This window comes from Longimicrobiaceae bacterium (genome assembly GCA_035936415.1).
Taxonomy (GTDB): domain Bacteria; phylum Gemmatimonadota; class Gemmatimonadetes; order Longimicrobiales; family Longimicrobiaceae; genus JAFAYN01.
The window spans coordinates 20,197-46,514 of sequence record DASYWD010000419.1 but is presented as its reverse complement, the minus strand read 5'-3'; the positions used below and the strand labels follow the sequence as shown (position 1 = coordinate 46,514).

The window sequence follows — 26,318 nt, the reverse complement described above, 5'->3', positions numbered from 1 at the left end:
CAGCCAGGTCGCGCAGCGCCGGCTCGCCCTCCTCCTCCACCCCGGCCACGCAGAGCACCACCGCCAGCGCGTCCGGCGCCGGGCCGGCGTCCTCCGCCGCGGCGACCACGCGCACCTCGGCGCCGCCCTCCGCGGCCAGCTCCGGCCAGAGGGTGGAGAACGAATCCGAGCGGGCGACCACGTGCAGGATGCTCAAGAGCGGCGGCGCGGGACCGGGTGGACGGCGGCGAGTGTACCGTTTCACTACACGATAGCCGCCCCCGCAGATCCACACCAGCGCGGGGAGCATCCGTACCGCGTTTCGCGCGGTTCGCCCCCGGCCCCTTGAAACCTCCGGCCGCAGGGCCCGTACTTGTGCAGGTACGCAGCCGCGCCGCCGGGCGATCCAACCTTTTCCGCACTCGCGCCATCCAAGTCGAGGTGGCCGGGGCGGGGATCCGCACCCGGAGCACCATCCGCCCCAACGCCCCTTTTCCAGAGGTGGTCGCCATGTCCCCCCGCCGTATCGCGGCCTTCGCCGCACTCCTCGCCCTCCCCTGCCCCGCCCTGGCGCAGCAGGCCGCCGACTCCGCGGAGCGCGCCGAGCCCGGGCCCGCCGGCGTCCGCGCCGTCACGGGGGTCCGCCTGGCCGGGGCGTCGCCGGTGATCGACGGGCGGCTGGACGACGAGGCCTGGGCCGCCGCCGAGCCCGCCACCGGCTTCGTGCAGATGCGCCCCGCCCCGGGCAAGGCCGCCACCGAGCGCACCGAGGCGCGGGTGGTGTACGGCGACGACGCGGTGTACGTCGCCATGCGGATGTACGACTCCGCCCCGGACTCGGTGGCCGCACAGCTCGCCCGCCGGGACGCCAGCGGGGTGTACTCCGACTGGGCGCACGTGCTGATCGACTCCTACAACGACCGGCGCACCGGCTTCCGCTTCTCCGTGAACCCGCGGGGGGTGAAGAAGGACGTGCTGCACTACGACGACACGTCGGAGGACGTCAACTGGGATGCGGTGTGGGAGGTGGGGACGCGCGTGGACTCGCTGGGGTGGACGGCGGAGTTCCGCATCCCGCTCTCGCAGCTCCGCTACAGCGGGAGCGCGGACGGCGAGCGGGTGTGGGGGGTGAACTTCGCCCGCGAGATCGCGAGGCGCGGCGAGTGGGCCTGGTGGTCGCCGGTGCTCCCCAGCGTCGCCGGGATGGTGTCGCAGGCCGGCGAGCTGCACGGCCTGCGCGGCATCCGCACGGTGCGGCGGCTGGAGGTGCTCCCCTACAGCGTCGCCAGCGTCACCCGCGCCCCCGGCGACGCGGCCAACCCCTTCTACAGCCGCAACGATCCGGGCGTGAACGCGGGGGTGGACGTGCGCTACGGCCTCACCTCCAACCTGACGCTCTCGGCCACGCTGAACCCGGACTTCGGGCAGGTGGAGGCCGATCCCGCGCAGTTCAACCTCTCCGCCTACGAGAGCTACTTCTCCGAGAAGCGCCCCTTCTTCATGGAGGGGTCCAACATCTTCTCCTTCGGCGTGGGCACGGACGACAACTCCGGCGAGGCGCTCTTCTACTCGCGCCGCATCGGCCGGGTCCCGCAGCGCCGCGTGAACCCGGGCGACGGCTGGCTGGTGGCGCCGGACGCCACCACCATCCTGGGCGCGGCCAAGGTGACCGGGAAGACCGCCGGGGGGTGGACGCTGGGGCTGCTGGACGCGGTCACCGGCGAGGAGAGCGCCCGCCTGGCCGCCCGGGGGGGCGCGACCACCGCCGAGGCGGTGGAGCCGCTCACGAACTACCTGGTGGGGAGCCTTTCGCGCGACTTCCGCCGGGGCGGCAGCGCCATCGGGATGATGGCGACGGCCACGAACCGGAACCTCGACGGCCGGGACGAGTTCGCCTTCCTGCGCTCCTCCGCCTACTCCGCGGGAGTCCGGGGCCGGCACCGCTTCGCCAGCAACACCTGGGAGGCCAACGGCTACCTGGCCGGCAGCCACATCCGCGGCAGCGAGGAGTCCATCCTCCGCGTACAGCAGTCCTCCGCCCACTACTTCCAGCGCCCCGACGCGGACCACCTGGAGGTGGACCCCACCCGGACCTCCCTCACCGGCGCGGTCGCGAGCGTCTGGGTCGGGAAGAACGGCGGGAGCAAGCTGCGCGGGGGCTTCGGCGGGCACCTGCGCACCCCGGGGCTGGAGCTCAACGACCTGGGCTTCATGGGCGAGGCGGACCAGGTGCAGGCATTCGCCAGCTGGCGCTACGAGCAGTTCGAGCCGCAGGGGATCTTCCGGAACTGGAGCCTGGGGCTGAACCCCTTCTCCATGTGGACCACGGGCGGCGAGCGCATCTACACGCAGCTAGGCCACTGGGCCAACTTCCAGCTCAAGAACTTCTGGGGCGGCGGGTGGTGGACGGGACGGCGCTTCGATGCGCTGAGCAACGGCTCGCTCCGCGGCGGCCCCGCCATCGTGCGCCCCGGCGGACAGCGCTTCAACGTCTGGGTGAACTCGGACAGCCGCAAGCCGGTCCGCGGGAGCGTGAGCTTCTGGAGCGGCTACGAGAACGACGGGGGCGGGTGGGACTACGGGGTCGGGCCGAGCGTCTCCTACCGTCCCTCGTCGCAGCTCAACGTGTCCGTGGGTCCGTCGTTCAACCGGAACCACAGCACCTGGCAGTACGTGGCGCAGCGAGGCCCGGCGGAAGACCGGCGGTACGTCCTTTCGCAGATGGACCAGACCACCGTGAGCCTGTCCACCCGGCTGAACTACACCATCAGCCCCACGCTCTCGCTGGAGCTCTACGCGCAGCCCTTCGTCAGCGCCGGGACGTACGAGCGCTTCATGGAGGTGCAGGATCCGCGGGCGTCGCGCTTCCGCGACCGCTTCCACGTCCTGGGTGCGGATGAGATCCGGTTCAACGAGGAGAAGGGCGTCTTCGAGGTGAACCGGACCGGCGGCGAGAAGCCGGACTACGCCTTCTCGAAGCCCGACTTCAACTTCAAGCAGCTGCGCTCCAACGCGGTGGTCCGCTGGGAGTACCGCCCGGGATCCACGCTCTTCGTGGTGTGGAGCCAGGGCCGCACGGACTACCTGCAGGACGGCTCCTTCGGCTTCGGCCGCGACTTCGGACGGCTGATGGGGCTGGACAACGACTACTCGGTCCCGTCCACCAACGTGCTGATGGTGAAGTTCAGCTACTGGCTGAACCTGTAGCCGCCCGCCCGGCCGCCGGCACAGGCCCCTCCTCCGATCCGGGGGAGGGGCCTTTTCTTGCGGTTCGGGTGAGGTCGGCGTTTCAACAGCATGGGCTCACGCAGAGGAAGCAGAGGAAGCAGAGGAAAAGCGAGAGCACTCCTCCGTTTCCTCTGCTTCCTCTGCGTGCGTCCCGCCGTTTCGTACTTCGCACTCCTCCCCGATGACCGTCACCGCACTTCCGGCCCCGCTCCCCGCCGACCTGGCCCGCGCGCGGGCGCTGGTGATGGAGCACGGGTGGAACGCCGCCGCGTACCAGATCCTCAACCCGGGGATCCGCCTCTGGTTCTCCGCGGCGGGGGACGCGGTCGCGGGGTACGTGCGGAGGGACGGCGTTCGCGTGGTGGCGGGGGCGCCCGTGTGCGCCGGGGGACGGCTGCCGGGCGTAGCGGCCGAGCTGGAGAGGGAGGCGGAGCGCGCCGGGGAGCGGGTGTGCTACTTCGGGGCGGGGGCGCGCCTGGAGACGATCTTCGGGGATTCGCCCACCCACTCGCTGGTGCGGCTGGGGGCGCAGCCGGTGTGGGACCCGGCGGCCTGGCCGGGGATCATCGCTGGGCACGCGTCGCTCCGCGCGCAGGTCAGCCGGGCGCGCAACAAGGGCGTCGAGGTGCGCGAGTGGGCCGCGGCGCGGGCCACGGGGAGCCCCGTACTGCACCGCCTGCTGGAGGAGTGGCTCGCCACGCGCGGCCTCCCGCCGCTGCACTTCCTGGTGGAGTCGGAAACGCTGGAAAGCCTCTGGGACCGGCGGGTGTTCGTGGCGGAGCGGGCGGGGGAGCCGGTCGGCTTCCTGGTGGCCTCGCCGGTGCCGGTGCGGCGAGGCTGGCTGGTGGAGCAGTTCGTCCGCGGCCAGGGCGCGCCCAACGGCACCACGGAGCGGATGATCGACGCCGCCATGCACGCCCTGGCGGCGGACGGCGCCCGCTACGTCACCCTGGGCCTCGCCCCGCTCTCCCGGCACGGCCCCCGCCCCACGCACCGCACTCCCCCCTGGCTTCGCCTTCTCCTGGGGTGGGTGCGCGCGCACGGCCGCCGCTTCTACAACTTCGAGGGGCTCGACGCCTTCAAGGCCAAGCTGGACCCGCAGCGGTGGGAGCCCATCTACGCCATCGCAAACGAGCCGCGCTTCTCCCCGCGGATCCTGTACGCCATCGCGGCGGCGTTCAGCGCCGGCCCGCCGGTGGCGATGGTGGGGCGGGCGCTCGCCAGGGCGGCGACGCAGGAGGCGCGGTGGGCGGTGGAGCGGTGGGGGTGAGGGAGTGCGAAAGTGCGGGAGTGCGGTGCACGCGTCGGGAGGTCCCGGCGCGTGCACCCCGCCGAACGCAGGGTCAGGTGTGCGCGTCGATGCGGCGGTAGCGCGCCTTGACCAGGTAGAAGAGCCCGTAGGCCACCAGCCCCAGCGCCACGGCGCCCAGGAGCCAGGGGCCGTACGGCTGGTTCTCCAGGGTGCGGAGCGCGCCGCCCAGCCCCATGGCCTCGGTGGGCTCGTAGTGCAGCGCCGCCATGATGAGGAACCAGCCCACGATGCCGAACACCACGCCGCGCGCCGCCATGCCGAAGCGCCCGGTCCAGATCACCCTCCGCCGGTTTTCCGGCTCCAGGTCGGACAGGTCCAGCTCCTCGCTCAGCTTGGCGGCGTAGCCCTTGTACAGGTTGTAGATCCCGTAGGCGATGATCCCCACCCCCACCGCGGCGATCGCCCAGCGCCCCAGCGGCTTGTCCATGACCATCGTGACCCAGCGGTCCGGGCCGCTCCCGTCGCCCTCCGCCCCGGCGCCCCCCCCGCCCGAGCTCCCGGACAGCGCCAGCCGGGCCGCCGCGAGCGCGAGCCCGGCGTAGATCACCGCCGTGAGCGCGAAGGCGGCGCGCTTGAACCACCCCTTGGCGTCCGTCCCCAGGTGCTCCGGGTCCATGATCGCCTGCACCGCCTTCCAGACCACGTACCCTGCGAGCCCCACCGCCACCAGCCCCAGCATCACGCGTCCCAGGGGCTGCCCCAGCATGCTCTCCAGCGCACCCCGCGAGCCGGTGGCCCGCCCCGCCCCGATCGCCGCGTCGAACGCGATCCCCCCGACCACGGCGTACACCACCCCTTTCGCCGCATAGCCGAAGCGCGCCAGCCGCTCGATCCAGGGCGCGGCCTCCCCGGCGGCCGTCCGCGACCGCCCGAAGATGGCCCGCTCCACTTCGATGTTCGCCATTTCGCCTCCCTCCGCAGTGGATCCGTTCCCCACAGTTGAGCCGCCTGCTCCGCGCCTGTAGCAACTTCCGTGACGCGGCGGGCCGGTGGAGCGTTGCCCCCCCGCCACGCGTCCCGTACTTTGTGCCGCATTCGGTCGCGAACGCCGGGGGAGCCGGTCTCCCCCGCTCGCATGGCAATCCGCAACCCGAGGTGAAGATTGGCGGATACGAACTTCGACGTGGTGGTCGTCGGCGCGGGTCCGGGGGGCTACGTCGCCGCGATCAAGGCCGCGCAGCTCGGATACAAGACGGCGTGCGTGGAGGAGCAGTTCCTCGGCGGCGTCTGCCTCAACATCGGCTGCATCCCCACCAAGGCGCTGCTGGAGAGCGCCGCCATGATCACCCACCTGGGCCACGCGAAGGAGTTCGGCGTGGAGGTGGGGGTGATCAGGACGAACATGGCGCAGGCGGTGAAGCGCTCCCGCCAGGTCTCCGAGCGGCTGGTGAAGGGGATCGGCTTCCTCTTCAAGAAGAACAAGGTCACCCACGTCCCCGGCCGCGGGCGCCTGGCCGGCGCGGGGAAGGTGGAGGTCACGGCCCAGGACGGAGGGAAGCAGACGCTGACGGCGAAGCACGTCATCCTCGCCACCGGCTCGCGCCCGCGCGACCTCCCCTTCCTGAAGATCGACCACGATCGGGTGTGGGACTCCACGGACGCCATGATGGCGCAGGAGGCCCCGAAGACGCTCGCCGTGGTCGGCGCCGGCGCCATCGGGATGGAGTTCGCGGACGTGTACGCCGCCTTCGGGACAAAGGTCACCATCATCGAGGCGCTGGACCGGGTCCTCCCGCTGGAGGACCGGGACTGCTCCGCCGTGGTGGAGAAGAGCTACCGCAAGCGGGGGATGGAGGTCTACACCGGCGCCCGGCTGGAAAAGGCCGAGGTCGGCAAGCAGGGCGTGAAGCTCACGGTGAAGACCGCCAAGGGCGAGACGAAGACGATCCAGGCCGAGCGGGTGCTCTCCGCCATCGGCCGCGCGCCGAACACCGAGGACGTCGGGCTGGAGAAGGCGGGGGTGAAGCTCACCGACCGCGGCTTCATCCAGGTGGACCGGCAGATGCGCACGAACGTGGACGGGGTCTACGCCATCGGCGACGTGGCGGGGCCGCCGCTCCTGGCGCACAAGGGCTCGCACGAGGGCGTGGCCTGCGTGGAGGCCATCCACGGCGACCCGCACGCCGGGATCGACTACGGCAACATCCCCAACTGCACCTACTGCCACCCCGAGGTGGCCTCGGTGGGGCTCACGGAGGAGCAGGCGCGGGAGAAGGGGCTGGAGATCGAGGTGGGCGTCTTTCCCTGGACCGCCAACGGGCGCGCCCTCACCTCCGGCGACACGGACGGCTTCGTGAAGGTGATCCGCGAGAAGAAGTACTCGGAGGTGGTGGGGGCGCACATCGTCGGCCCGCACGCCACGGAGCTGATCGCGGAGTTCGTGGTGGGGCGCCACCTGGAGACCACGGTGGAGGAGATGGACCGGGCGATGCACCCGCACCCCACCCTCTCGGAGGCGGTGGCGGAGGCGGCGCTGGCGGCGCTGGGGCACGCGCTGCACGTCTGAGCTCGAAGGGACGACGGGACGACCGTGATAGTGCGAGGCCGGCTCTGGACGGGTTCCAGAGCCGGCCTTCACTATAGATGCCGCAGGCGGCAGGGCCCGGGCATCCTGCCGCCTCAGGGCTGAAGCAGCGTAGCTACGAGCCCCCGATCAGCCCGCCGACCACCGTTCCGACGACACCGAAGGTGACGAGGTTCGCGAACCACTCCGGCACGTATCCATCCCCCGCCCCCGCCGCACCATCCGCGTAGGAGATCAGCACGCCGGTCGCTCCGCCGACCACCGCTCCGATCCCCGCCCCATACACCACTCCACGCAGCCAACGCGGCACCCCCTCGCTGGGAGCGACGTCCAGCGAATACCGGGAGTCGGCCGCCACGGACAGCCACTCGCCAGTCCGAGAGGAATCGGCCTTCAGCAACTCGGCCGAAAGCGGAGATCTGCGCGACAGCAGAGATTCCTGCGCCCGCTCCAGAGTTGGAGCTTGCTGCGCGACCAACGGCGCGGAGCAGGTCACCAACCCGGCGAGCAGCGATACGACGGCGTACTTCAGCATCTTCACCTGCGTCTTCCTTCAACCTCAGGATTTTCCCGGGCCTACTGGGCACATGACGGACAGCCAGACGGGTCCGACGGCCACAACGTCACAGTTCCATTGGCACCCAGGGTTGCTCCGTCGTACGTATCCTCTACCGTCACATGGATTGAGTAATGCGCAACGTCCCTGACGGGATGGTACCTGTACGTCGTGTAGGGCACGGACGTCACGCTGCCGTTGCTCCAGTAGTAGCGGAACGGACCTGTTCCCCCGCTGTGGCTCACCTGAACCGTGATCTCAACCGGCTCATCGCCGGTCGCCATGCCGTAGTCGGGCAGTCTGGCGTGGTGAAGAATGCCCATGGCCCGCGCGACGTCGATCACACCCGAGCCGATCCCGTACGTTCCCCACGGATTTCTTGCAGTCTGCTTCAAGCGCTGGACGACACCCTGGCGCGTGCCCCCGTAGTACGACCACACCAGCGCCGCCGCTCCCGCGATTACTGCAGTCGCATTGGAGCTGGCGCGGATGCTCACGACGTCGCTGTACCTTCCGGTGGTGGGCTGGTTGATGTAGGAAACCAGCTCGACCGAGGGCCCATAGTGCGAATCGCAGGACACCTTCCCGTTGTCGTCGATCGCAGTCACCGCCATGACTTCCCCCATCTCGGCCGGAAAGAATGCGTTGTGGCGCCAGATGGCATTGGCGCAACCGGTATCAGTTCCGGCTGCACCGATGAAGAGCTTGTCGTGGTTGTAGTACCAGTGCTTGATCTCGGCTTCTATGCTGTTGAACCAGTAGTCAGGCGACCCCCATGCCATGGCGATGATGTCGCTCCCGTTCTCCGCCGCAATCCGAATCGCCTGACCCGCATAGTACGTGTCGAACACCCCCACGTCGTCGTTGTGGCGCACACCGACGAAGTTGGCTCCCCATGCAACGCCGACGGGCCCGCTGTCGTCCTTCGGCGCCGTGATCACACCCGCCATACGAGTTCCATGCGAGCAGCCATCGTCGCCGATGTAGGGGTCTTGATAATTCGTGCTGTTGGTGTACGTCACTCGGCGGCTTCCGCTCTGGCCCGCCCTGACGTTGCGCACCATCTGCTCGCTGCTGAAGTAGATCCCCGTATCCGTCAGGCCCACCGTTTTACCACTGCCACTGCTCCTGCGCCACGCGTTCGTGATTCCCATCATACCGTAGGTGACGGGCACCACGTCGCCACCCGGGTAGTACATGGTACGACCCGAGGCCAGGGTGTACGAACACCCCCAGCCCCCTGTAGAGTAAGAAACGCCGCTGCGCAGCCTGGCAGGCTCGGCATAATCCACGAAGGGGAGGGCTCGGAGCAGTGAGAACGACGCCGCGTCGGTCACCTTGACCCGGATGATCGGCAGCTCGCCATGCTCCTGTTCCACGGTTACACCGGGTAGCGCGAGTAGCGCCTGAACGCCCTGCCGCCGCTCACTACGGGTGAGGAGTACACGCCCCTGGAACTCGCCCCGGTTCGCACCTGGCGCTTTCAGACCGACCACCGCTGTGCCGTCGCCCTGCGCAACAAGGGTCCACAGGCTGTCATCGGACATGTGGACGAAGGTGTATTTCGGATCCGACTTTCGGGACGGAACCTCTCCGGCAGACATAGAAGAGGTGGGGGAGACCCAGTCTACGGATACCGGATCTTTTGCTCCGGGCCCATCTGCGCAGGCGGCCAGAATTACGATCGGCAGCGCACAGACAGCCTGTGTTGTTCGGGACAGCATGATACCTCAGAGGTGAGAGCGGGAGGGGAATCTTGCGAGTGAAGGCGGTAACTATGTGGCAGACCGCCGGTCGTGTCAATCCCCGAACGTTCGGAGAATCGCTGTGCGAGATGGGTTTCCACCGGTCGTCCTGCTTCACCGCTACCCCCGCGTCCGGCTCCGGGTGCTCCGCCCAGAAGAGGTCCGCCTCGCGCCGTGGCTCCGCCCCCAGCACGAAGCAGGCGTTGCCGAGCATGGTGTAGTTGGCGCCGATGCGGTTGGCCTGGAAGAGGGTGCGCGCCCCACCCCACGGCCCGGCGCTTGCCGCCCATCGAGCGGCTCCCCATGTTGGCGGGAACACACCCGAACCGGAGGTTCCATGATCGCTGCGCTGTTCGCTCTCTTCGCAATCGCGCCGTCGCAGGCCGTCGCGGCCCAGGACACCGCCCGCTTCCAGCAGGGGGTGGACTACCGCGTGGAGGCGCGGCTGGACGAGACCACGAACGTGCTCACCGGGCGGGGGCGCCTCCGCTACACCAACAACTCGCCGAGCACGCTCGACACCCTCTACTTCCAGCAGTACCTGAACGCCTTCCGCCCCAACAGCGCCTGGGCGCGCCGGGAGCTGGAGTTCGGGGTCCGGCGCTTCCAGGACCTGGGTCCGAACGACCACGCCTTCGAGCGGCTGCGGAGGGTGGAGGTGGACGGGCGCGCGGTCACCCCGGTGTACCCCGGCGCGCCGGACTCCACGGTGGTGGCGGTGCCGCTCCCTGCGCCGCTCGCGCCGGGAGGCACGGTCACGGTGCGGATGGACTGGGACGCGCGGCTCTCCACCACGCCGCGGCGGCAGGGGCGCCGGGGACGGCACCACGACTTCGCGCACTGGTACCCCCGCATCGCCGTGTTCGACCGCGAGGGGTGGAAGCAGCAGCCGCTCCTCCCGCAGGGCGAGTTCTTCGGCGAGTTCGGCTCGTACGACGTGACGCTGGACGTGGCGCGGGACCAGGTGATCGGCTCAACCGGCGTCCCGGTGGAGGGCGACCCGGGGTGGCGCCTGAACGGGGAGCTCCCGCCGCCCGAGGCGCTCCGCCGCGACGCCTACCCCGCGCGCCCCGCGGAGGCCCTCGGCCTCCTGGCCGGCGAGCCGGCAGAGGGGCGCAAGCGCGTCCGCTGGCGCGCGGAGGACGTGCACCACTTCGCCTGGAGCGCGTCGCCCGACTTCCTCTACGACGGCGTGATCCGCACGTCGCTGGACGAGGCGGGGCAGAGCACGCCGCTCCCCAGCATCCACGTCCTGTACCAGCCGGCCGACACCGGGTGGAGCGGGACCGTCGCGCGCCGCACCTACGGCGCGGTGAGCTGGCTGCAGGAGCTCTTCGGGCCGTACGCGTGGCCGCAGCTTACCGTGCTGAGCCGCGTGGAGCGGCGCGGGGGGACCGAGTTCCCCATGCTGATCATGAACGCCACCCCCTCCGAGGGACTCATCGTACACGAGGTCGCCCACCAGTGGCTGCACGGGATCCTGGCCAACGACGAGCGGCGCGCGGGGTGGCTGGACGAGGGCTTCACCGACTTCGTGACCAACTGGTACTGGGAGCGGAACGGGCGGCCGGACGTCTGGGACGCGGGCATGCGGAGCGTCTCGGAGCTGGAGCGGCGCGGCCAGACGCAGCCCATCGCCCTGCCGGGGGAGGCGTTCCGCGACCCGGCCACCTACAGCGCGATGACCTACTCCAAGACGTCGCTGGTCTTCCGCATGCTCCGGGAGCTGCTGGGCGAGGACACCTTCCGCCGGGTCCTGCGCGCCTACCATGACCGGTACAGGCTGCAGCACGTGGACGAGGCGGCCTTCCGCGGCGTCGCCGAGGAGGTGAGCGGGCGCGACCTCGACTGGTTCTTCCAGCAGTGGCTCCACACCACGGACACGCTGGACTACGGGATCCGCCGCGCGGCCGCCACGCGCCGCCCGGACGGGCAGTGGACCACCCGGGTGGAGGTGGTGCGGCTGGGGAACGCCTGGATGCCGGTGGAGCTCCGCGTGGGCGACGTGAGCCGCACCCTGGAGTCGCGCGAGCGGAGCCAGACGGTGGAGGTGGTGACCCGCACCCGGCCGCGCGAGGCGGTGCTGGATCCGCGCCAGGTGCTCCTGGACCTGGACCGGACCAACGACCGGGCGCCGGTGCGGTAGGGGGGGCGAGGGCCATGCGGCAGATCCACGGGCGTGCACGGCTCGCCGTGCGCGCGTAGCCCGAAACCCACCGGGAGCCCCCGATGTCGATCCCCGACTTCAAGCTGGAGCGCTACTTCGCGCGCTGGGAGTTCGACGCGCCGCACCTGCTCTGCACCTCGGACGTGGAGGCGCTGCCGATGTCCGAGCTGCTGGCCCTGGCCGACCCGGATACGCGGGAGCTGTGGGAGGGCCTCCGGCTGGGATACACCGAGGCGGCGGGGCACCCCCTGCTCCGCAGCGAGATCGCCGGGCTCTACGAGGGCGTGGCCCCCGAGGAGGTCCTGGTGTTCGCGGGGGCGGAGGAGGCGATCTACGTCTGGATGCGAACCGCGCTCGGCCCCGGCGACCGGGTGGTGGTCACCTGGCCGGGATACCAGTCGCTCTACGAGGTGGCGAGGAGCACCGGCGCGGAGGTGGACCTCCTCCCGCTGGACCCGGAGAACGGCTGGGCGCTGGACTTCGACCTGCTGCGGGCGACGCTCGGCCCCGCCACCCGCGCCATCGTGGTCAACTTCCCGCACAACCCCACCGGCTCTCTACCCTCGCGCGACGACTGGGGGCGCCTGGTGGACCTCGCGCGCGAGGCCGGGGTGCTCCTCTTCTCGGACGAGGTGTACCGCTTCCTGGAGCACGACCCCGCCGACCGCCTCCCACCCGCGGTGGAGAGCTACGAGCGGGCGTTCAGCCTGGGGGTCATGTCCAAGTCCTTCGCGCTGGCGGGGCTGCGCATCGGCTGGCTGGTCTCGCACGACGCGGAGCTGCTGCGGCGTGCGGCCTCGTACAAGGACTACACCTCCATCTGCTGCTCGGCGCCCGCGGAGCTGCTGGCGCTCATGGCGCTGCGCGCCCGCGGCGCCGTGCTGGAGCGGAGCCGCCGCATCGTCCGCGACAACCTGGCGCTCCTGGACCCCTTCTTCCGCCGGTGGGAGGGCGTGCTGGAGTGGGTTCGTCCCCGCGCCGGGAGCACCGCCTTCCCGCGCTTCGTCGGCGACGAGGACGTGGAGACCCTCGCGGAGGACCTGCGCGCCGAGGAGGGGGTGCTGGTGCTCCCCGGCACCCTGATGGACTATCCCGGGAGCCACTTCCGCATCGGCTACGGGCGCACGGACCTCCCCGCGGCGCTGGAGCGGTTCGACCGCTTCCTGGTCCGCCGCTTCGGGCCGGAGTGAGCACGCAACCCCTCTCCCCGCGAACCATTCGGCGCCGGGGGGTGTCCAACTCCCCGGGGAGCCGCGCGGAGGCGCCGCGCGCACCCGGACCCGAGGAGGAGGATGCCATGAGACGAGTTCTGGTCTGCGTCGCCGCGCTGGCGGCCCTGGGGGTGGCCGAGCTGGATGCGCAGCAGTGCCGCTCCCGCCACGGCCGCACCGAGTGCCGGGACCGCTCCCGGAACTGGGTGGTGATGGTCCGGGAGGAATCGTCCCGCCCGGTCCCGCAGTTCGGGGTGCGCGGCGGGTACGACTTCGAGGGGGAGGTGGGGAGCGCCGGCGCGCAGCTCCGCGTTCCGGTGTTCCCCGAGCTGCTGGTGGTCCCCAGCGCCGACGTGTTCTTCGGCGGCGACCGGACGGACTGGCAGATCAATGGTGACCTGGTGGTCCGCCCCGCCGCCCTGGCCGGCCTGTACGGCGGCTTCGGCGTGGCGCTGACGAGCCGCGACACCGTCCCCTTCGAACTGGACGACGAGGGTGGCACCGAGCTGGGCGTCAACCTGCTCGTGGGGCTGGAGAGCGGGCGGATCCGGCGGACCACCCTCCGCCCCTTCGCGGAGGCGCGCTGGACCCGGATCGACGATGCCTTCCCTTTCCGCCTCGTGGCGGGCTTCAACGTCCCCATCGCCGGACGCTGACCCTCTCCGGGGGTGGAGACGAGACGAGGCATCCTGGAGTTCGCGGTCCGGGATGCCTCGTCTCCCCACCGAAGTGCGTGCTCGACGAAAACGCCCCGATCCGGGTCTGGTCCGGTCGGGGCGCTCCTGTCGTACCCGTCACGAAGCCGGCCGACTGAGCGCGTCCAGCTGGACGAGCAGCTCTTGCCGCTCCTCCACCACCGCCCGCGTATGCTGGGCGACCTCTCGCAGGTCCGCGAGTGCTCCGGGGGGGTAGCGCCCTGCGCCCCACCCGGCAGCGCCGAGCGCCTCCCCCGCGGCCATGACGGCGCTCCGTGCATCTTCGATGAGCCCGATGGCGCGCTGGTGATTCCGGGCGATCCGCGCCATCAGCTCCCGCATCCGGTCGTGCTGCATACGCTCCCCCGCGCAAAATGAGCCGGGCTCAGTGCCATGCAGGGAGCGCGCCAGGCGAGAGCCGGGACGACGAAGAGGCGCTTCGCTGCGCGGAGTGCAGCCGCACCTCGCGCACGGCATGATCCGGCAGATCGCCATACGGTGAGCGCTCGAAGGCCGCAGGTGCCAAGGGAAGATCGGAGGGGGTACCGGATCGATCCGGTACCCCCTCCGTTGCTGCTGCAGGTGCGAGAAGTGGCGCAACAGGTGGCCCAAACCTCCATGGTCCCGAGGAGATCGGATCACAGCCCGAGGCTGCTACCGTACCCCGGTGGTATCCGTCGTGCGACAGCGTGCCCGCGCACGAGCCGTACACGTGGGGCGGAGTGTACCGGCCTCGGCGAGATCGGCAGTCCGGGTGCCCGACCCGGACGCCGCACCGACCTCGAGGAGACCGATGAGAGCCTGGTTCAAGAATCTCTGGTCCGCCGTACGCGACAGCCTCTGGTTCCTTCCCGGTGTGTTCACGCTCGTGGCGGCCGCCCTGGCGGCGGCGCTGATGGCGCTGGAGCGGCAGGGGCGGCTCTGGTCGGGCGAGGAGCCGGGATGGCTGTACCAGGGCGGAGCCGAGGGCGCGCGCGCCGTCCTCAACGTGATCACCGGAAGCCTGATCACCGTCACGGGCGTGGTCTTCTCGGTGGTGATCGTGGCCGTCCAGCTCGCCAGCAGCCAGTACACGCCTCGCGTGCTCCGGAACTTCACCTCCGACCGCGGCAACCAGGTGGTGCTCGGCATCTTCATCGGCACCTTCACCTACGCGGTCCTGGTGCTGCGCACCGTCCGCTCGTCCGACGCCGACGCCGAGCCGTTCGTCCCACGCCTGGCCGTCACCGTCGCGGTCGCGCTCCTCCTCGTCAGCGTCGCCGCGCTGATCTACTTCATCAACCACGTGGCACGGGAGATCCACGTCACCGCGATCCTGGACCGCATCTCGAGGGAGACGATGGGGAACGTGCACCAGCTCTTCCCCGAGCACATCGGGCGCGCCGACGAGGCTCCGCCGCCCGACCCCCGGAAGCCGGAGCACGACTCCGTCCGGGTGTGCGCCCGCCAGGCGGGCTACCTCCAGGTGGTGGACCAGGACAGCCTCTTCGAGCTCGGGGAGAAGAAGCAGGTCGTGATCGGGATGGAGCCCAAGATCGGAGAGTACGTCCTCCAGGGCCGGCCGCTCGCTTCGGTGTGGACGGAGGGGCGGCTCGGCGAGGAGCTGGAGCAGGCGATCCGGAAGGCGTTCGTCCTCGGACCCGAGCGCACGCCGGAGCAGGACGTGGAGTTCGGGATGATCCAGATCTCGGACATCGCGATCAAGTCGCTCTCTCCCTCGGTCAACGATCCGACCACCGCGATCCGCTGCATCGACCGGCTCTCCGAGATCCTGGCCGAGTTCGGCACCCGCAATCCGCCGGAGCCCCGGCGGACGCGGGACGGGGTGGTCCGCTTCGTCGCCAGCTACACTACGTTCGACGCCGCGGTCAAGGTCGCCTACGACGACATCCGCCACTTCGGCGCGTCCATCCCGCTGGTCGCGGAGCACCTGCTGGAGGTGCTCTCTGAGCTCGTGACGCTGGTGCCTGCCGAGCGCAGGCAGCCGCTCGTGTCCCAGGCGCAGGCCGTCCTGTACACGGCGCGGCAGGAGATCGAGAATCCACGCGATCGCGAAGCCGTCGAGCAGAAGGCGGAGAGCCTCTCGCGTCGGGTCGGATTCGACGTCGGCACCGGAACCCTGACCTGATCCTCACCATGGCAGTCGCTCCCAACCCGTCCGAGATCTTCCAGCGCGCCGTCGGGGAGGGCGAGCGGCGCCTCGACCAGCCGCTGTTGGAGCTGACCGCGACCGGGTTCATCGCGGGCTCCACGATCGTCTTCGGGATCGTCGCGCTCGGCCTCGTCCGCGGCATCCTGGAGCCCGCGTCCCGCCCTCTCGCCGAGATCGGGGGGGCACTCGCCTTCGCGATCGGCTTCGTGTTCCTGTTCGTCGGCAGGGCGGAGCTGTTCAGCGAGAACTTCTTCGACCCGGTGGCGGCGGTCGTCCAGCGGAAGAGGACCGGGGACCTGGCGAAGCTCGGCAGGCTATGGGCGCTCACCTACGTCCTCAACCTCGTCGGCGGAGTCGTCCTGGCGCTGATCCTCTCGGTGGAGGGCGTGCTGAGGCCGGAGGCAGGGGACGTGCTGAGCCGGATGGCGGAGGAGATCGCGAGGCAGGGAGCGTGGGCGGGCTTCGTGTCGGCCGTCGCGGGCGGCGCGCTCGTGACGCTGATGTCCTACCTCACCGACGCGGTCAATAGCGTCGGCAGCCGCATGGCCGTGGCCTACCTCGGCGGGTTCCTGCTCGCGATCGGGCCCTTCGCCCACACCGTGGTGACGCTGCTGCACCTCTTCTTCGGGATCTTCTTCGGCGCGCACGTCGGCTGGGGGACCCTCGCGGTGATCGGGGCCGTCGTCACGGCCGGGAACCTCGTCGGGGGGCTCGGGCTGGTCACGCTCACCCACATCGCGCAGGCAAAGGGCGCGCGCGAATCCCGCGGCTGAGCCCCGGCGACCGCCCGAAGAAACGGCCCCTCCGCGAGCACGCGGGGAGGGGCCTGGGTGGGGATCGCGGGGCGGCTCACCCCTGCGGTTCGCCCTCGCCGTTGCCGGTGCGGAGCTTCTCGATCCAGTCCGGCACCGGGAGGCCGGCCCCCCGGTACCCGTCCTCGGCCATGGCGAGGAAGGCCTCCACCACGGCCCGCCGCTGCCCCGGGGGGAGCCCCGCGGTGAGCAGCTCCAGCGCCGCGGACGCCGTTTCCGGGTCCACCGCGCCCCACCCGCCCTGCTGCGCGACATGGCGCATGTACCAGCTCACCAGTTTGCGCTCGGTGGATGCGTGCAGCCGGGTTCCGTCGAGCACCTTCCGCAGCCCGGTGGGACTCATTCCGGTCTCGCGCGCCGCCTGCCGGAGCGAGGTCTGCTCCGCCCACCGCGCCACCGTCTCGCGGACGCGGGCGATGGGCACCGTCTTGCGGCTATACATGGCCGCCTCCCGCCCGCGAGCGGAGGGGGGCGCCGGTCCGTGCACTACGTACACTTTCCGCGCGAGGACAGGGAATGTACCCCCCGCCCCGGGACTCCACAAGGACGGATGGGATCCGCCTCCCCGCGGAGACTCCGTACCCGGCGAAGGCGCTCGCCCTTTCCTGTCCCTTTCGGTACCGCGATGTTTCGCTGCGCATACCTGCCGTCCCTGCTCGGTGTCGGTTGAGGCCACTGCGTCCTGCACCGAATGTAAACCGAACAAAAACCGAAAACAACCCTTCCGTTCACTCCCTGCGCGCGTAACAGAAAGTGGACGCGGCAGATGCGCGCCCGGACCCCGCGCCGCCGAAGGAGATGGCGCGCCTTCGATCCCGTGCGAAGTTGACGGCCGATTTTCTCCCCTCCCCCGCTGGTCCGCGCCCGGCCGGGCGCGTTAGCTTTCGGGGGCCGCTCCCGTCCACCCGCTGCCGGACCCCATGGCCGCACCGCTCCCCCTGATCCGCGACGGCGTCGTGCGCGGCGCCTGCCCGCACGACTGCCCGGACACCTGCGCCATGCTCGTGCACGTGCGCGACGGCCGCGCCGTGCGCGTGCAGGGCGACCCGGAGCACCCGGTGACGCAGGGCTTCCTGTGCACGAAGGTGAACCGCTACGTGGAGCGCACCTACCACGCGGACCGGCTCACCACGCCGCTCCGCCGGGTGGGGCCGAAGGGCACCGGGCGCTTCGAGCCGGCGACCTGGGACGAGGCCCTGGACGACGTCGCCCGGCGGCTGGCGGCGGTCCGCGACTCCGCGGACGGGCCGCAGGCCATCCTCCCCTACTCGTTCGCGGGGACGATGGGGCTGGTGCAGGGGGGGAGCATGGACCGGCGCTTCTTCCACCGGCTGGGGGCGAGCCTGCTGGCGCGCACCATCTGCTCGGCAGCGGGGACCGAGGGGTGGCGCCACACCTACGGCGACGGCATGGGCCCCTCGCCGGAGGAGGCGGAGCACGCGCGGCTGGTGCTCCTCTGGGGCACCAACACGCTGACCTCCAACCCGCACCTGTGGCCGGCGCTCCGCCGCGCCCGGGACCGGGGCGCGCGGCTGGTGGCGATCGACCCCATCCGCACCCGCACCGCCGCGCAGTGCGACCTGCACCTCCCCATCCGCCCCGGGACCGACGCGGCGCTGGCGCTGGGGATGATGCACGTCCTCTTCCGCGACGCCCTGGAGGACCGGGAGTACCTGGAGCGGCACACGGTTGGGTGCGAGGCGCTGCGCGAGCGCGCGCTGGCGGAGTGGCCGCCGGAGCGCACGGCGGAGACGACCGGGCTCGGCCCGGAGCAGGTGGAAGCGCTGGCGCGCGAGTACGCCACCGTCCGGCCGTCGTTCATCCGGCTCAACTACGGGATGCAGCGCCACGCGGGGGGCGGGATGGCGGTGCGCGCCGTCTCGCTCCTCCCGGCGGTGACCGGCGCCTGGCGCGACGTGGGCGGGGGCGCGACGCTCTCCACCTCCGGCGCCTTCCGCGTGAACGGCGCCGCGCTGCAGCGGCCGGACTGGATCCCGCCCGGGACCCGCACGGTCAACATGGTGCGCCTGGGCGACGCGCTCACCCTCCCCGACGCCGGGGTGGGCGGCCCGCCGGTGCGCGCGCTGGTGGTCTACAACTCCAACCCCGCCGCCGTCGCGCCCGACCTGGGGAAGGTGCGCGCAGGGCTCCTCCGCGAGGACCTGTTCACGGTGGTGCTGGAGCACTTCCGCACCGACACCGCCGACTTCGCCGACTGGATCCTCCCCGCCACGACCCAGCTGGAGCACTGGGACGTGCACACCTCGTACGGGCACCTCTACGTCACCCTGAACCGCCCCTCCATCCCGCCCGTGGGCGAGAGCCTCCCCAACTCCGAGGTCTTCCGGCGGCTGGCCGCGCGCATGGGCTACGACGAGCCGGAGCTCCGCGACGACGACCTGGAGCTCATCCGCCAGGCGCTCGACACCTCCGACCCGCGGATGCGGGGGATCACCCTGGAGCGGCTGCTGGAGGAGGGGTACGCCCGCCTGGAGGTGCCGCGCCCCTTCGCCCCGTACGCGGACCCGGAGCGCTTCAACACCCCGTCGGGGAAGATCCAGGTGGTGGCGCCGGAGCTGGAGCGCCTGGGGCTGGACCCGCTCCCCACGTACCTCCCCCCCGCGGAGGACGCGCGGGCGAACCCCCGCCTGGCGCGGCGCTTCCCGCTCACGCTGCTTTCCCCGCCGGAGCACGGGTTCATGAACTCCACCTTCGCCAACGTCCCCGCGCTGGCGAAGGCCGCGGGCGAGGCGAAGCTCCTCCTCCACCCGGACGAGGCAGGGGTGCGGGGGATCCGCGACGGCGACCGGGTGCGCACCTGGAACGACCGGGGCGCCTTCACCGCCCGCGCGACCGTCACCGAAGACGTGCGGACCGGCGTGGCGGTGTCGTACGGCGTCCGCTGGGCCAGGCTCTCGGAGGACGGGAGGACGGTGAACGACACCACCTCGCAGCGGGAGACCGACCTGGGCGGCGGCGCCGTGTTCTACGACAACGCGGTGGAGGTGGAGGCGGTGCGGGGTCCCGAGCACGCGCAGCGCGCGAAGAGCGCGGTGGAGGTGGAGGTGGCGCACTCCGACTGGCAGGACGGCGGCGAACCGGCCATATTGCGCTGAACCAACGGCTTCGCGCCGCACCGCCTCCACGCCGGACCGCCGTGCCCTTGCGCCTGCTCTACGTCTCGCACTCGTTCCCCCTCCCCGGCGACCCGCTCTCCAACGTGGGGGGGATGCAGCGCGTGGCGACCGGCCTGCACGACGCGCTCGCCGCGAGGCCGGACGTCGAGCTGCACCGGCTGGTGCTGGAAACCGCGTGGAAGGACACCACCTGGCGGATGCCCCCCTTCATGGCGGGGCTGCTGCGCGGGATCCCCCGGACCGTGGAGCGGGAGGGGATCGACGTGGTGCTCTTCTCTTCCCTGGTGACGGCCACGCTGGCGCTCCCCCTGCGCCGGCGGGTGTCCGCGGCGGGCGCGCGCCTGGCCGCCATCCCGGTGGGGCGCGACGTGACGCTCCCGGTCGCCCCGTACCAGTGGCTCGTGCCGCGGGTGATGCGCTCGCTGGACCTGGTCTTCCCCATCAGCCGGGCCACCGCGCGCGAGTGCCTGGCCCGCGGCGCGGCGCCGGACCGGGTGCACGTGGTCCCCTGCGGGATCGACACCGCCGCCTTCGGCCCGCCGCGCGACCGCGCCGCCGCCCGCGCGGAGCTGCTGCGCTCGGTCGGCGCAGAGGACCTCCCGGCTGACGCGCTCCTCCTCGCCAGCGTGGGGCGCCACCAGGAGCGGAAGGGCTTCCACTGGTTCGTGGCCGAGGTGATGCCGCGCCTCCCGGACGACGTGGTGTACCTGCTGGGCGGCGAGGGCCCCATGACCCCCGCCGTCCGCGCGGAAGTGGAGCGGCGCGGGCTGGGCGGACGGGTGCGGATGCTCGGCCAGCTGTCGGAGGACGTCCTGGGGAAGCTGTACCGCGGCGCCGACCTGTTCGTGATGCCCAACGTCCCCGTCGCGGGCGACATCGAGGGGTTCGGGGTGGTGATGCTGGAGGCCGGCCTCTGCGGCCTTCCCGTGGTCGCCGCCGACCTGGAGGGGATCCGCGACGTGGTGCGCGAGGGGCACGGCGGACACCTGGTCCCCAGCCGTGACGCCGACGCCTTCGTCCGGACGATCCTCCGCTACCACGCCGACCGGGGCGCCCTCGCCCGCGCGTCCGCGACCGCCGCCCGCCACGTGGCCGGGACCTTCTCCTGGGCCGCGGTGGCCGACGAGTACCTGCGCATCCTGCGCGGCGGGAGCGGAGCCGGGGCCGTCCCCGCGCGCCGCGCCGCCCGCTGAGTGCGGCACCACCTCTACCCCCCACCCGAGAGGTCCCGATGGACGAGGACATCATCGCAATCCTGGTCGGCGGCCTGATCGTGCTCGTCCCCATCGCCGGCATCACCGCCCGCCTCGCGCTGAAGCCGCTGCTGGAGTCGGTCATCCGCATCGCCGAGATGCGCCGCTCCACCGAGGAGGTGCGCATCCTGGAGCGCCGCGTCACCCTCCTGGAGCAGGAGCTGAACGGCGTGCGGGGCGAGATGCACGCGCTCACGGAGCAGAAGGAGTTCGACCGCAAGCTCTCCGAGCCCCGGTGAACGGCAGTGCGGGAGTGCGAAGTGCGAAAGTGCGCCCCCACCGGGAGATCCCGGTGGGGGCGCCGTGGTGTGGCCCCTGTTCCATCCCGCTCTACGCCCGCCCGGCCCAGAGCCAGCGCCCCTCCTCCAGCACCACAGCCAGCTCCCCCGCGCGCTCCATGGACGAGAGGAAGCCCAGGAGCGCGGTGCGGTTCAGCACCCATGACGAAGGGTCGGTGAGGCGCAGGCCGAAGCGCTCCCCGAAGAGCGGCAGCAGATCCTCCGTGGAGGCGGGGCCCAGCCGGAGGCGGTCCGCCAGCCAGGCGAAGCCCGCGTCCAGCGCGGCCGCGTTGGATTCGAGCGTGGTGCGCGGGTCGTCCAGCGCCTCCCCGTGGCCGGGGACGAGCCACTCGGCCTCGCGCTCCGCGGCGAGCACGTCCAGCGAGCGGCGCATGCGCCCGGCGTCCACCAGGAAGGGGATGCCGTGCTTCGCCAGCGGCTCCGTGCCGAAGAAGGCGTCCGCCGCGAAGAGCACCGCGCCCGCGCGGACCCCCACCTGCGCGATGCTGTGGCCGGCGAGGTCCACGATCTCCAGGGGGCGGCCGTCGACGACGACCGTCTCCCCCGGGCGGACCACGTGGTCCACCGGCGAGGGCTCCGCCTGCAGGAACTTGTTGACCAGCGCCCCCACCGGCTCCGCCCCGCCGAACAGGTAGACCGGCTCGTAGCGGGGCTCGCGGATCACCGCCTCCTCCACCGCCGGGGCGTACACCGGGATCCCCAGCCGGCGGACCAGCTGCGCGTTGCCCCCGTGGTGGTCGGCGTGGGCGTGCGTGTTGAGGATGGCGACCAGGGGCCGCCCCAGCTCCTCCGCCGCCCGGACGATCCGGTTCGCGGCGCCCCGGTCGATCCCGGTGTCCACGGCCAGCAGTCCGGACTCCGTCTCCACCAGGCCGGCGTTGACCGCGCCGCGCAGGTAGTGGACCCCGCCGGTGAGCCGAACGAGCTCCATGGGGCTACGCCTCCTCCGGACCGAAGTCCTCCGCATCCCACTCGCGGTGGAAGCGCTCCAGGAACGCCTCCATGAAGCGGTGGCGCTCCTCCGCCACGCGGCGCGCGGCGCGGGTGTTCATGCGGTCCCTGAGCAGGAGGAGCTTCTCGTGGAAGTGGTTCACCGTGGGGCCGCGGCTCGCCTTGTACGCCTCGAACGACCCGTGTGCCTCCGGCACCGCCTCGGGGTCGTGCAGGGGGCGGCCGCGGCTCCCGCCGAAGGCGAAGGTGCGCGCCACGCCGATGGCCCCGATGGCGTCCAGCCGGTCCGCGTCCTGCACCACCTCGCCCTCCCGCGTGCTCATGGGCGTGGGGACGCCCGCGCCCCTGAAGGAGAGCTCCGCGACGATGGCGGAGACGTGCGCCACGGCGGGCTCGTCCACTCCCAGCCCCTCCAGCCACTCGCGCGCGGCGCGCGGACCCGCGGTCTCGTCGCCGCCGTGGAACTTGTGGTCGGCCACGTCGTGCAGGAGCGCGGCCAGCTCCACCACGAAGGGATCCGCCCCCTCCTCCTCCGCCAGCCGGAGCGCCACGTTCCGCACCCGGTGCACGTGCCACCAGTCGTGCCCGGACCCTTCGCCCTCCATGCGCGCCCGCACGTGCGCCTCCGTCCTCGCCAGGACCTCACGCCGCGCGGCGGTCCCGCCTCCCTCTCCGGTCACGTCTCGCCCGGGTTCGCGTGCACTCCGCGGCTCCGCCCCGCGCGAAGCCCTTCGTCCGCAATCTATCCCAACCCGTCCCGGGGGCAACGTGCGGAAAGGGAGAAAACAACACAGGCCCGGACCATGGGTCCGGGCCCGCCTCGTTTTTCGGTCCCGCGCCGGCTCAGCTCTCCGGCACCGGATCCCCCCCCGCCATCTGCCCGGCGAACCGGCGCAGCCCCTCCAGCAGCTCCTCCCCGGTCGCGTCCAGGTCGCCGACCCGCATGGCGTACTCGCCGGGAATCGCCAGCTCCAGGATCTCGATGGCCCGGCGCACGGCGTCCGCCCGGGCCGTGCGCGGGTCCTGCTCGGCGGCGAGGGTGCGCCCCCGTCGGCGGCGGCGGACGTGCGACTGGAAGTGGTCGCGCCCCGCATCGGTGAGGACCACCCGCCCGTCCTGCCGCTCCACGAACCGGCGCGACTCCAGCGCGCGGACGACGCGGCCATCCAGGTGGTCTTCGGGAACGGGCTCCGTGCGGCGGGAGAGGTCGCGGAGGAGGTCGGACTGTTTGTCGCTCAAAACCGTGCTCATGGATTCCATTCTATCCTGACTCTCCAGAACGGCTGGCTCCCCGGGGCCGCGAGGCCGCAGACGATCCGTCACGGATTCGCGCGGCGCCGTCGAGCCGATTCAGATTCGTCGATGCAGTACCTAACACGCTACAGTGCGCGAAAGGCTTTGGCAAGGCTCGAATGGCGACGGAGCCGACTGGTAGGCGTACCGCGCGGAAAAGTTCCCTGTCTGCACGAATGGAGCCACGCGCGGCTTCTCCGCGACTCCTGCCGACCACACATTGCACCACGCCCGTCGGAGCCGCTCCTGGAAGATACAGGATTTCTCGGTCTCTCAGTCCCCTTGTGCGCGCAATGTAGCGGAAAGATACGGTCATCTGCAGGTCAAAGCTTCCCGCCGGCCCTCTCCTGCTCTCGGTTCAGCGGTCCTCCGCCGGGAGCGCGCCGCTCTCGTCCGTGACGATCGCCTCCGCCTCGACCTCCACCAGCATCTCCGGGTCGATGAGCCGGCTAACCTCCACCATGGTTGCGGCGGGGCGGACGTCACGGAAGAACTCGCCGTGGGCGCGCCCCACCTCCTCCCACCGGCCGATGTCCGTGACGTACATGCGCGTGCGCACCACGTCTTCCAGCCGCGCCCCGGCCCGCCGGAGCGCCGCCTCCACGTTGCGGAGCGCCTGTACCGTCTGCGCGTAGGCGTCGCCACGGCCGACCACCGCGCCATCCGGCCCGGTCGCGGTGGTCCCCGCCACGTGCACGAACGGCCCCACCCGCACCGCGCGCGAGTACCCCACCACCGGCTCCCACGGCGCCCCGCCCGCGTAGAGCGTCCGCGGCGGCCTCATTAAACCAGCTCCCCGCGCAGGACGGTGACCGCCTGCCCGCCCAGGTGCACCCGGTCGCCGTCCGTCCGCGCCCGCACGGTGCCGCCGCGCTCCGACGCCTGGAACCCCACCAGCTCGCTCCGCCCCAGGCGCCGGGCCCAGAACGGCGCCAGGCAGCAGTGCGCGGAGCCGGTGACCGGGTCCTCGTCCACCCCCACGCGCGGAGCGAAGAAGCGCGACACGAAGTCGATCCCCGGCATCTCCGAGCGGCTGGTGACGATGATCCCCCGCGCCGGCACCTGCCGCAGCAGCCCCAGGTCCGGGCGGAGCTCCCGCACCTCCTCCTCGGACGCAAGCTCCACCAGGCAGTCGAACCGGCCCTGCCCCACGTAGGCCGGGGTCGCTCCCAAGGCGCGGACCAGCTCCGGCGAGGGCGCCGTCTCCTCTTCCGGCATGGCGGGGAAGTCCATGGCGATCCACTCCCCGTCGCGCCGGGCGGTCAGCAGCCCGCTGCGGGTGTGGAAGCGCGCCTCCGCCCCCGCGGCGAGCCACCCGTCCTCCCAGAGCACGTGCGCGCTCGCCAGCGTCGCGTGTCCGCAGAGGTCCACCTCCACCGTCGGCGTGAACCAGCGCAGCTCCCAGTCGCCGCCCCGCCGCTGGAGGAAGGCCGTCTCGGAAAGGTTCATCTCCCGCGCGACCGCCTGCATCCACGCCTCGTCGCGCGCGGCGGGGAGCACGCAGACCGCCGCCGGGTTCCCGGCGAAGGGGCGGTCGGTGAACGCATCCACCTGTACGATCGTCTGACCCATGCGTCCCGTGGGAAGAGGGGGAGCGCCGGGAGAGCGGCGGCCCCGGCGCGGCGGGAAGAAGGTAGGGTCTCCCGGGGCGGGGCCGCAACGCGGCGGGGCCCGGAACGGATCCCGGGCCCCGCGTGGAAACCGGCGGCAGCGACGCTACACCCGCGCGGTCGCGGTGCTGCGCGCCGTGAACCCGAAGTACGCGAGCACGACGCCCAGGAGCGCGTGCAGCCAGATGTCGTTCCCGCCGATAGGCATGAGCCCGAGCGTCTCCGGGATGACAAAGCCCAGCACCGCCAGCACCAGGTAGATGGCCCCGGAGGCCTGGCAGTAGGTCTTCGCGGCGCCCCAGCTCCGCGACGCGGCGAGCCCCCACACCCCGAACGCAAGGTGCACCAGGTTGTGGAGCAGGTTCACGGGGAAGAGGCCGAGGGCGTGCGGCGCCTGCTCCACGTCCGACTCCATGGAGCCGCCCGAGGCGACGAACCCCACGAGGGCGACCAGGATGAAGACGATGCCGAAGACCTGCGCGACGCGCTGGACGGTGGTCATGGAACCTCCCTCGTGCGGGTGGACCCTGCGCTCCGCGGGAGCGCGGAGGTGGAATCAGCGGAGCAACGCACGTGCCGCGGCGCCGCGCCGGGACAGGATTTTGCATGGAACGGTGCCGGATGGACCCCGTCCCGCGGCGTCCCGCGGGCGACCGACGAGCGAAGGAGGAGGCAATGGCACGATACGAGGACGACTACCACCGGCGGAGCTACCGCGGCTTCTCCATGCGCCCGGAACCCATCCGCGGCCGGTCCCTGGACCCCAACTACAGCGGGGGCGAGTACCGGGGGATGCGGATGGGGAACGGGTACGGAGCGCACGAGGCGTACGGCGGCCAGGCGGAGTACGGCCGCTACCGGCTCGACAACGCCGACGACCTGGGCGGGTTCGGCGGGTACGACGGGATCGAGGACCGCAACTGGAGGCTCCGGCGGGACACCGGCACCTACGAGCCGGTCCGGGGCGCCGGACGCGGGTACGACCGCCAGTACTCCGGGCCCGACGAGTTCAACTGGAGGGGGCACGACGTGCAGCTCCGCGGCCGGGGGGCGGGCGGGCGGCAGCGGGTGGAGGACGGCGGCGTCCGCGCCGACAACCGCTACCTGCACCAGTTCAACGAGAACAGCCCGGCCTTCCGCCACGGCGGCGCGTACGACCGCAACTTCGGCCACGCAGAGGGCGCGCCCCGGCGCAGCCCCGGCGACGGTCCGTACGACCGCGACCACTTCCGGCGCGACGCCAACCGCTACGGCGGCAAGAGCAGCGGCGGCTTCGCCGAGCAATGGCTCCCCAAGCACCACGACTACTAGGTATCGGGAGCGTCGGCAGCGGACCCCCTCCCCCGGCCCCTCCCCGCAAGGGGGAGGGGAGAACGACAGAGGGGCCTCAACCC

The 26,318-nt window shown here is 71.8% G+C and carries 24 protein-coding genes; 12 read left to right on the top strand and 12 right to left on the bottom strand.

Annotation, left to right across the window (positions count from 1 at the left end; all coding sequences use genetic code 11):
• On the bottom strand, positions 1–196 hold a 196-nt coding region (locus tag VGR37_17095; protein HEV2149127.1), incomplete at its 3' end, for a hypothetical protein.
• Positions 197–489: 293 nt separating this feature from the next.
• On the opposite strand from VGR37_17095, the gene VGR37_17090 reads away from it, so the two are divergent.
• Together VGR37_17090 and VGR37_17085 are read left to right on the top strand one after the other, a co-directional pair.
• Positions 490–3,186 (top strand): DUF5916 domain-containing protein, encoded by a 2,697-nt coding sequence (locus VGR37_17090; protein ID HEV2149126.1) that lies wholly within the window; start codon positions 490–492, stop codon positions 3,184–3,186.
• Between the two features lie 202 nt (positions 3,187–3,388).
• Positions 3,389–4,477, top strand: coding sequence for a DUF2156 domain-containing protein (locus VGR37_17085; protein HEV2149125.1), 1,089 nt, complete (start codon positions 3,389–3,391; stop codon positions 4,475–4,477).
• A gap of 73 nt (positions 4,478–4,550) precedes the next feature.
• Here VGR37_17085 and VGR37_17080 read toward each other — a convergent pair whose 3' ends face one another.
• Positions 4,551–5,423, bottom strand: a complete 873-nt coding sequence (locus tag VGR37_17080) for a DUF1206 domain-containing protein (protein HEV2149124.1) — start codon at positions 5,421–5,423, stop codon at positions 4,551–4,553.
• 198 nt (positions 5,424–5,621) lie between these two features.
• Here VGR37_17080 and lpdA point away from each other — a divergent pair, with 198 nt between their 5' ends.
• Positions 5,622–7,025, top strand: a complete 1,404-nt coding sequence (gene lpdA / locus VGR37_17075; protein ID HEV2149123.1) for a dihydrolipoyl dehydrogenase — start codon at positions 5,622–5,624, stop codon at positions 7,023–7,025.
• A gap of 133 nt (positions 7,026–7,158) precedes the next feature.
• Here the strand turns inward: lpdA and VGR37_17070 are convergent, their stop codons facing one another.
• Positions 7,159–7,584, bottom strand: coding sequence for a hypothetical protein (locus VGR37_17070; GenBank protein ID HEV2149122.1), 426 nt, complete (start codon positions 7,582–7,584; stop codon positions 7,159–7,161).
• A gap of 35 nt (positions 7,585–7,619) precedes the next feature.
• A complete protein-coding gene (locus tag VGR37_17065) occupies positions 7,620–9,323 on the bottom strand; it encodes a S8/S53 family peptidase (protein HEV2149121.1) in 1,704 nt (567 codons plus the stop codon).
• Between the two features lie 358 nt (positions 9,324–9,681).
• Here VGR37_17065 and VGR37_17060 point away from each other — a divergent pair, with 358 nt between their 5' ends.
• From VGR37_17060 to VGR37_17050, 3 genes are all read left to right on the top strand, one after another.
• Positions 9,682–11,490, top strand: a complete 1,809-nt coding sequence (locus VGR37_17060) for a M1 family metallopeptidase (GenBank protein HEV2149120.1) — start codon at positions 9,682–9,684, stop codon at positions 11,488–11,490.
• Between the two features lie 83 nt (positions 11,491–11,573).
• Positions 11,574–12,701 carry an aminotransferase class I/II-fold pyridoxal phosphate-dependent enzyme gene (locus tag VGR37_17055; GenBank protein ID HEV2149119.1) on the top strand — a complete coding sequence of 376 codons (1,128 nt, stop codon included), beginning with the start codon at positions 11,574–11,576 and terminating at the stop codon, positions 12,699–12,701.
• A 107-nt stretch (positions 12,702–12,808) separates the two neighbouring features.
• Entirely contained in the window at positions 12,809–13,378 is a 570-nt protein-coding gene (locus tag VGR37_17050) for a hypothetical protein (GenBank protein HEV2149118.1), read from the top strand.
• Between the two features lie 138 nt (positions 13,379–13,516).
• On the opposite strand, the gene VGR37_17045 is transcribed toward VGR37_17050, so the two are convergent.
• On the bottom strand, positions 13,517–13,774 hold the full coding sequence (locus VGR37_17045) for a hypothetical protein (protein ID HEV2149117.1): 258 nt from the start codon (positions 13,772–13,774) through the stop codon (positions 13,517–13,519).
• Between the two features lie 436 nt (positions 13,775–14,210).
• On the opposite strand from VGR37_17045, the gene VGR37_17040 reads away from it, so the two are divergent.
• The gene (locus VGR37_17040; GenBank protein HEV2149116.1) at positions 14,211–15,545 is read left to right on the top strand and encodes a DUF2254 domain-containing protein; all 1,335 of its coding nucleotides are present in this window, start codon (positions 14,211–14,213) and stop codon (positions 15,543–15,545) included.
• An 8-nt stretch (positions 15,546–15,553) separates the two neighbouring features.
• Complete coding sequence (locus tag VGR37_17035) at positions 15,554–16,342, top strand: formate/nitrite transporter family protein (protein ID HEV2149115.1); 789 nt, start codon at positions 15,554–15,556, stop codon at positions 16,340–16,342.
• A 76-nt stretch (positions 16,343–16,418) separates the two neighbouring features.
• Here the strand turns inward: VGR37_17035 and VGR37_17030 are convergent, their stop codons facing one another.
• Positions 16,419–16,823: a hypothetical protein gene (locus tag VGR37_17030; GenBank protein HEV2149114.1), complete on the bottom strand. Its 405-nt coding sequence runs from the start codon at positions 16,821–16,823 to the stop codon at positions 16,419–16,421.
• Between the two features lie 478 nt (positions 16,824–17,301).
• On the opposite strand from VGR37_17030, the gene VGR37_17025 reads away from it, so the two are divergent.
• The 3 genes from VGR37_17025 to VGR37_17015 are packed head-to-tail and all read left to right on the top strand — an operon-like array spanning position 17,302 to position 21,010.
• Positions 17,302–19,497, top strand: coding sequence for a molybdopterin oxidoreductase family protein (locus VGR37_17025; GenBank protein HEV2149113.1), 2,196 nt, complete (start codon positions 17,302–17,304; stop codon positions 19,495–19,497).
• A 41-nt stretch (positions 19,498–19,538) separates the two neighbouring features.
• Positions 19,539–20,711 carry a glycosyltransferase family 4 protein gene (locus tag VGR37_17020; protein HEV2149112.1) on the top strand — a complete coding sequence of 391 codons (1,173 nt, stop codon included), beginning with the start codon at positions 19,539–19,541 and terminating at the stop codon, positions 20,709–20,711.
• A gap of 38 nt (positions 20,712–20,749) precedes the next feature.
• Entirely contained in the window at positions 20,750–21,010 is a 261-nt protein-coding gene (locus VGR37_17015) for a hypothetical protein (protein ID HEV2149111.1), read from the top strand.
• A gap of 91 nt (positions 21,011–21,101) precedes the next feature.
• On the opposite strand, the gene VGR37_17010 is transcribed toward VGR37_17015, so the two are convergent.
• The 6 genes from VGR37_17010 to VGR37_16985 form a co-directional block, all read right to left on the bottom strand.
• A complete protein-coding gene (locus tag VGR37_17010; protein HEV2149110.1) occupies positions 21,102–22,001 on the bottom strand; it encodes an MBL fold metallo-hydrolase in 900 nt (299 codons plus the stop codon).
• A gap of 4 nt (positions 22,002–22,005) precedes the next feature.
• Entirely contained in the window at positions 22,006–22,701 is a 696-nt protein-coding gene (locus VGR37_17005; GenBank protein ID HEV2149109.1) for an HD domain-containing protein, read from the bottom strand.
• 163 nt (positions 22,702–22,864) lie between these two features.
• The gene (locus VGR37_17000; protein HEV2149108.1) at positions 22,865–23,260 is read right to left on the bottom strand and encodes a hypothetical protein; all 396 of its coding nucleotides are present in this window, start codon (positions 23,258–23,260) and stop codon (positions 22,865–22,867) included.
• A 412-nt stretch (positions 23,261–23,672) separates the two neighbouring features.
• Complete coding sequence (locus VGR37_16995; GenBank protein HEV2149107.1) at positions 23,673–24,098, bottom strand: RidA family protein; 426 nt, start codon at positions 24,096–24,098, stop codon at positions 23,673–23,675.
• Positions 24,098–24,886, bottom strand: a complete 789-nt coding sequence (locus VGR37_16990) for a PhzF family phenazine biosynthesis protein (GenBank protein ID HEV2149106.1) — start codon at positions 24,884–24,886, stop codon at positions 24,098–24,100. Before VGR37_16990 ends, VGR37_16995 begins: the two co-directional genes overlap by 1 nt.
• Before the next feature lie 144 nt (positions 24,887–25,030).
• Positions 25,031–25,426 carry a DUF4383 domain-containing protein gene (locus tag VGR37_16985; protein HEV2149105.1) on the bottom strand — a complete coding sequence of 132 codons (396 nt, stop codon included), beginning with the start codon at positions 25,424–25,426 and terminating at the stop codon, positions 25,031–25,033.
• Positions 25,427–25,599: 173 nt separating this feature from the next.
• On the opposite strand from VGR37_16985, the gene VGR37_16980 reads away from it, so the two are divergent.
• On the top strand, positions 25,600–26,235 hold the full coding sequence (locus VGR37_16980; protein ID HEV2149104.1) for a hypothetical protein: 636 nt from the start codon (positions 25,600–25,602) through the stop codon (positions 26,233–26,235).
• The last annotated feature ends 83 nt before the right edge of the window (positions 26,236–26,318 follow it).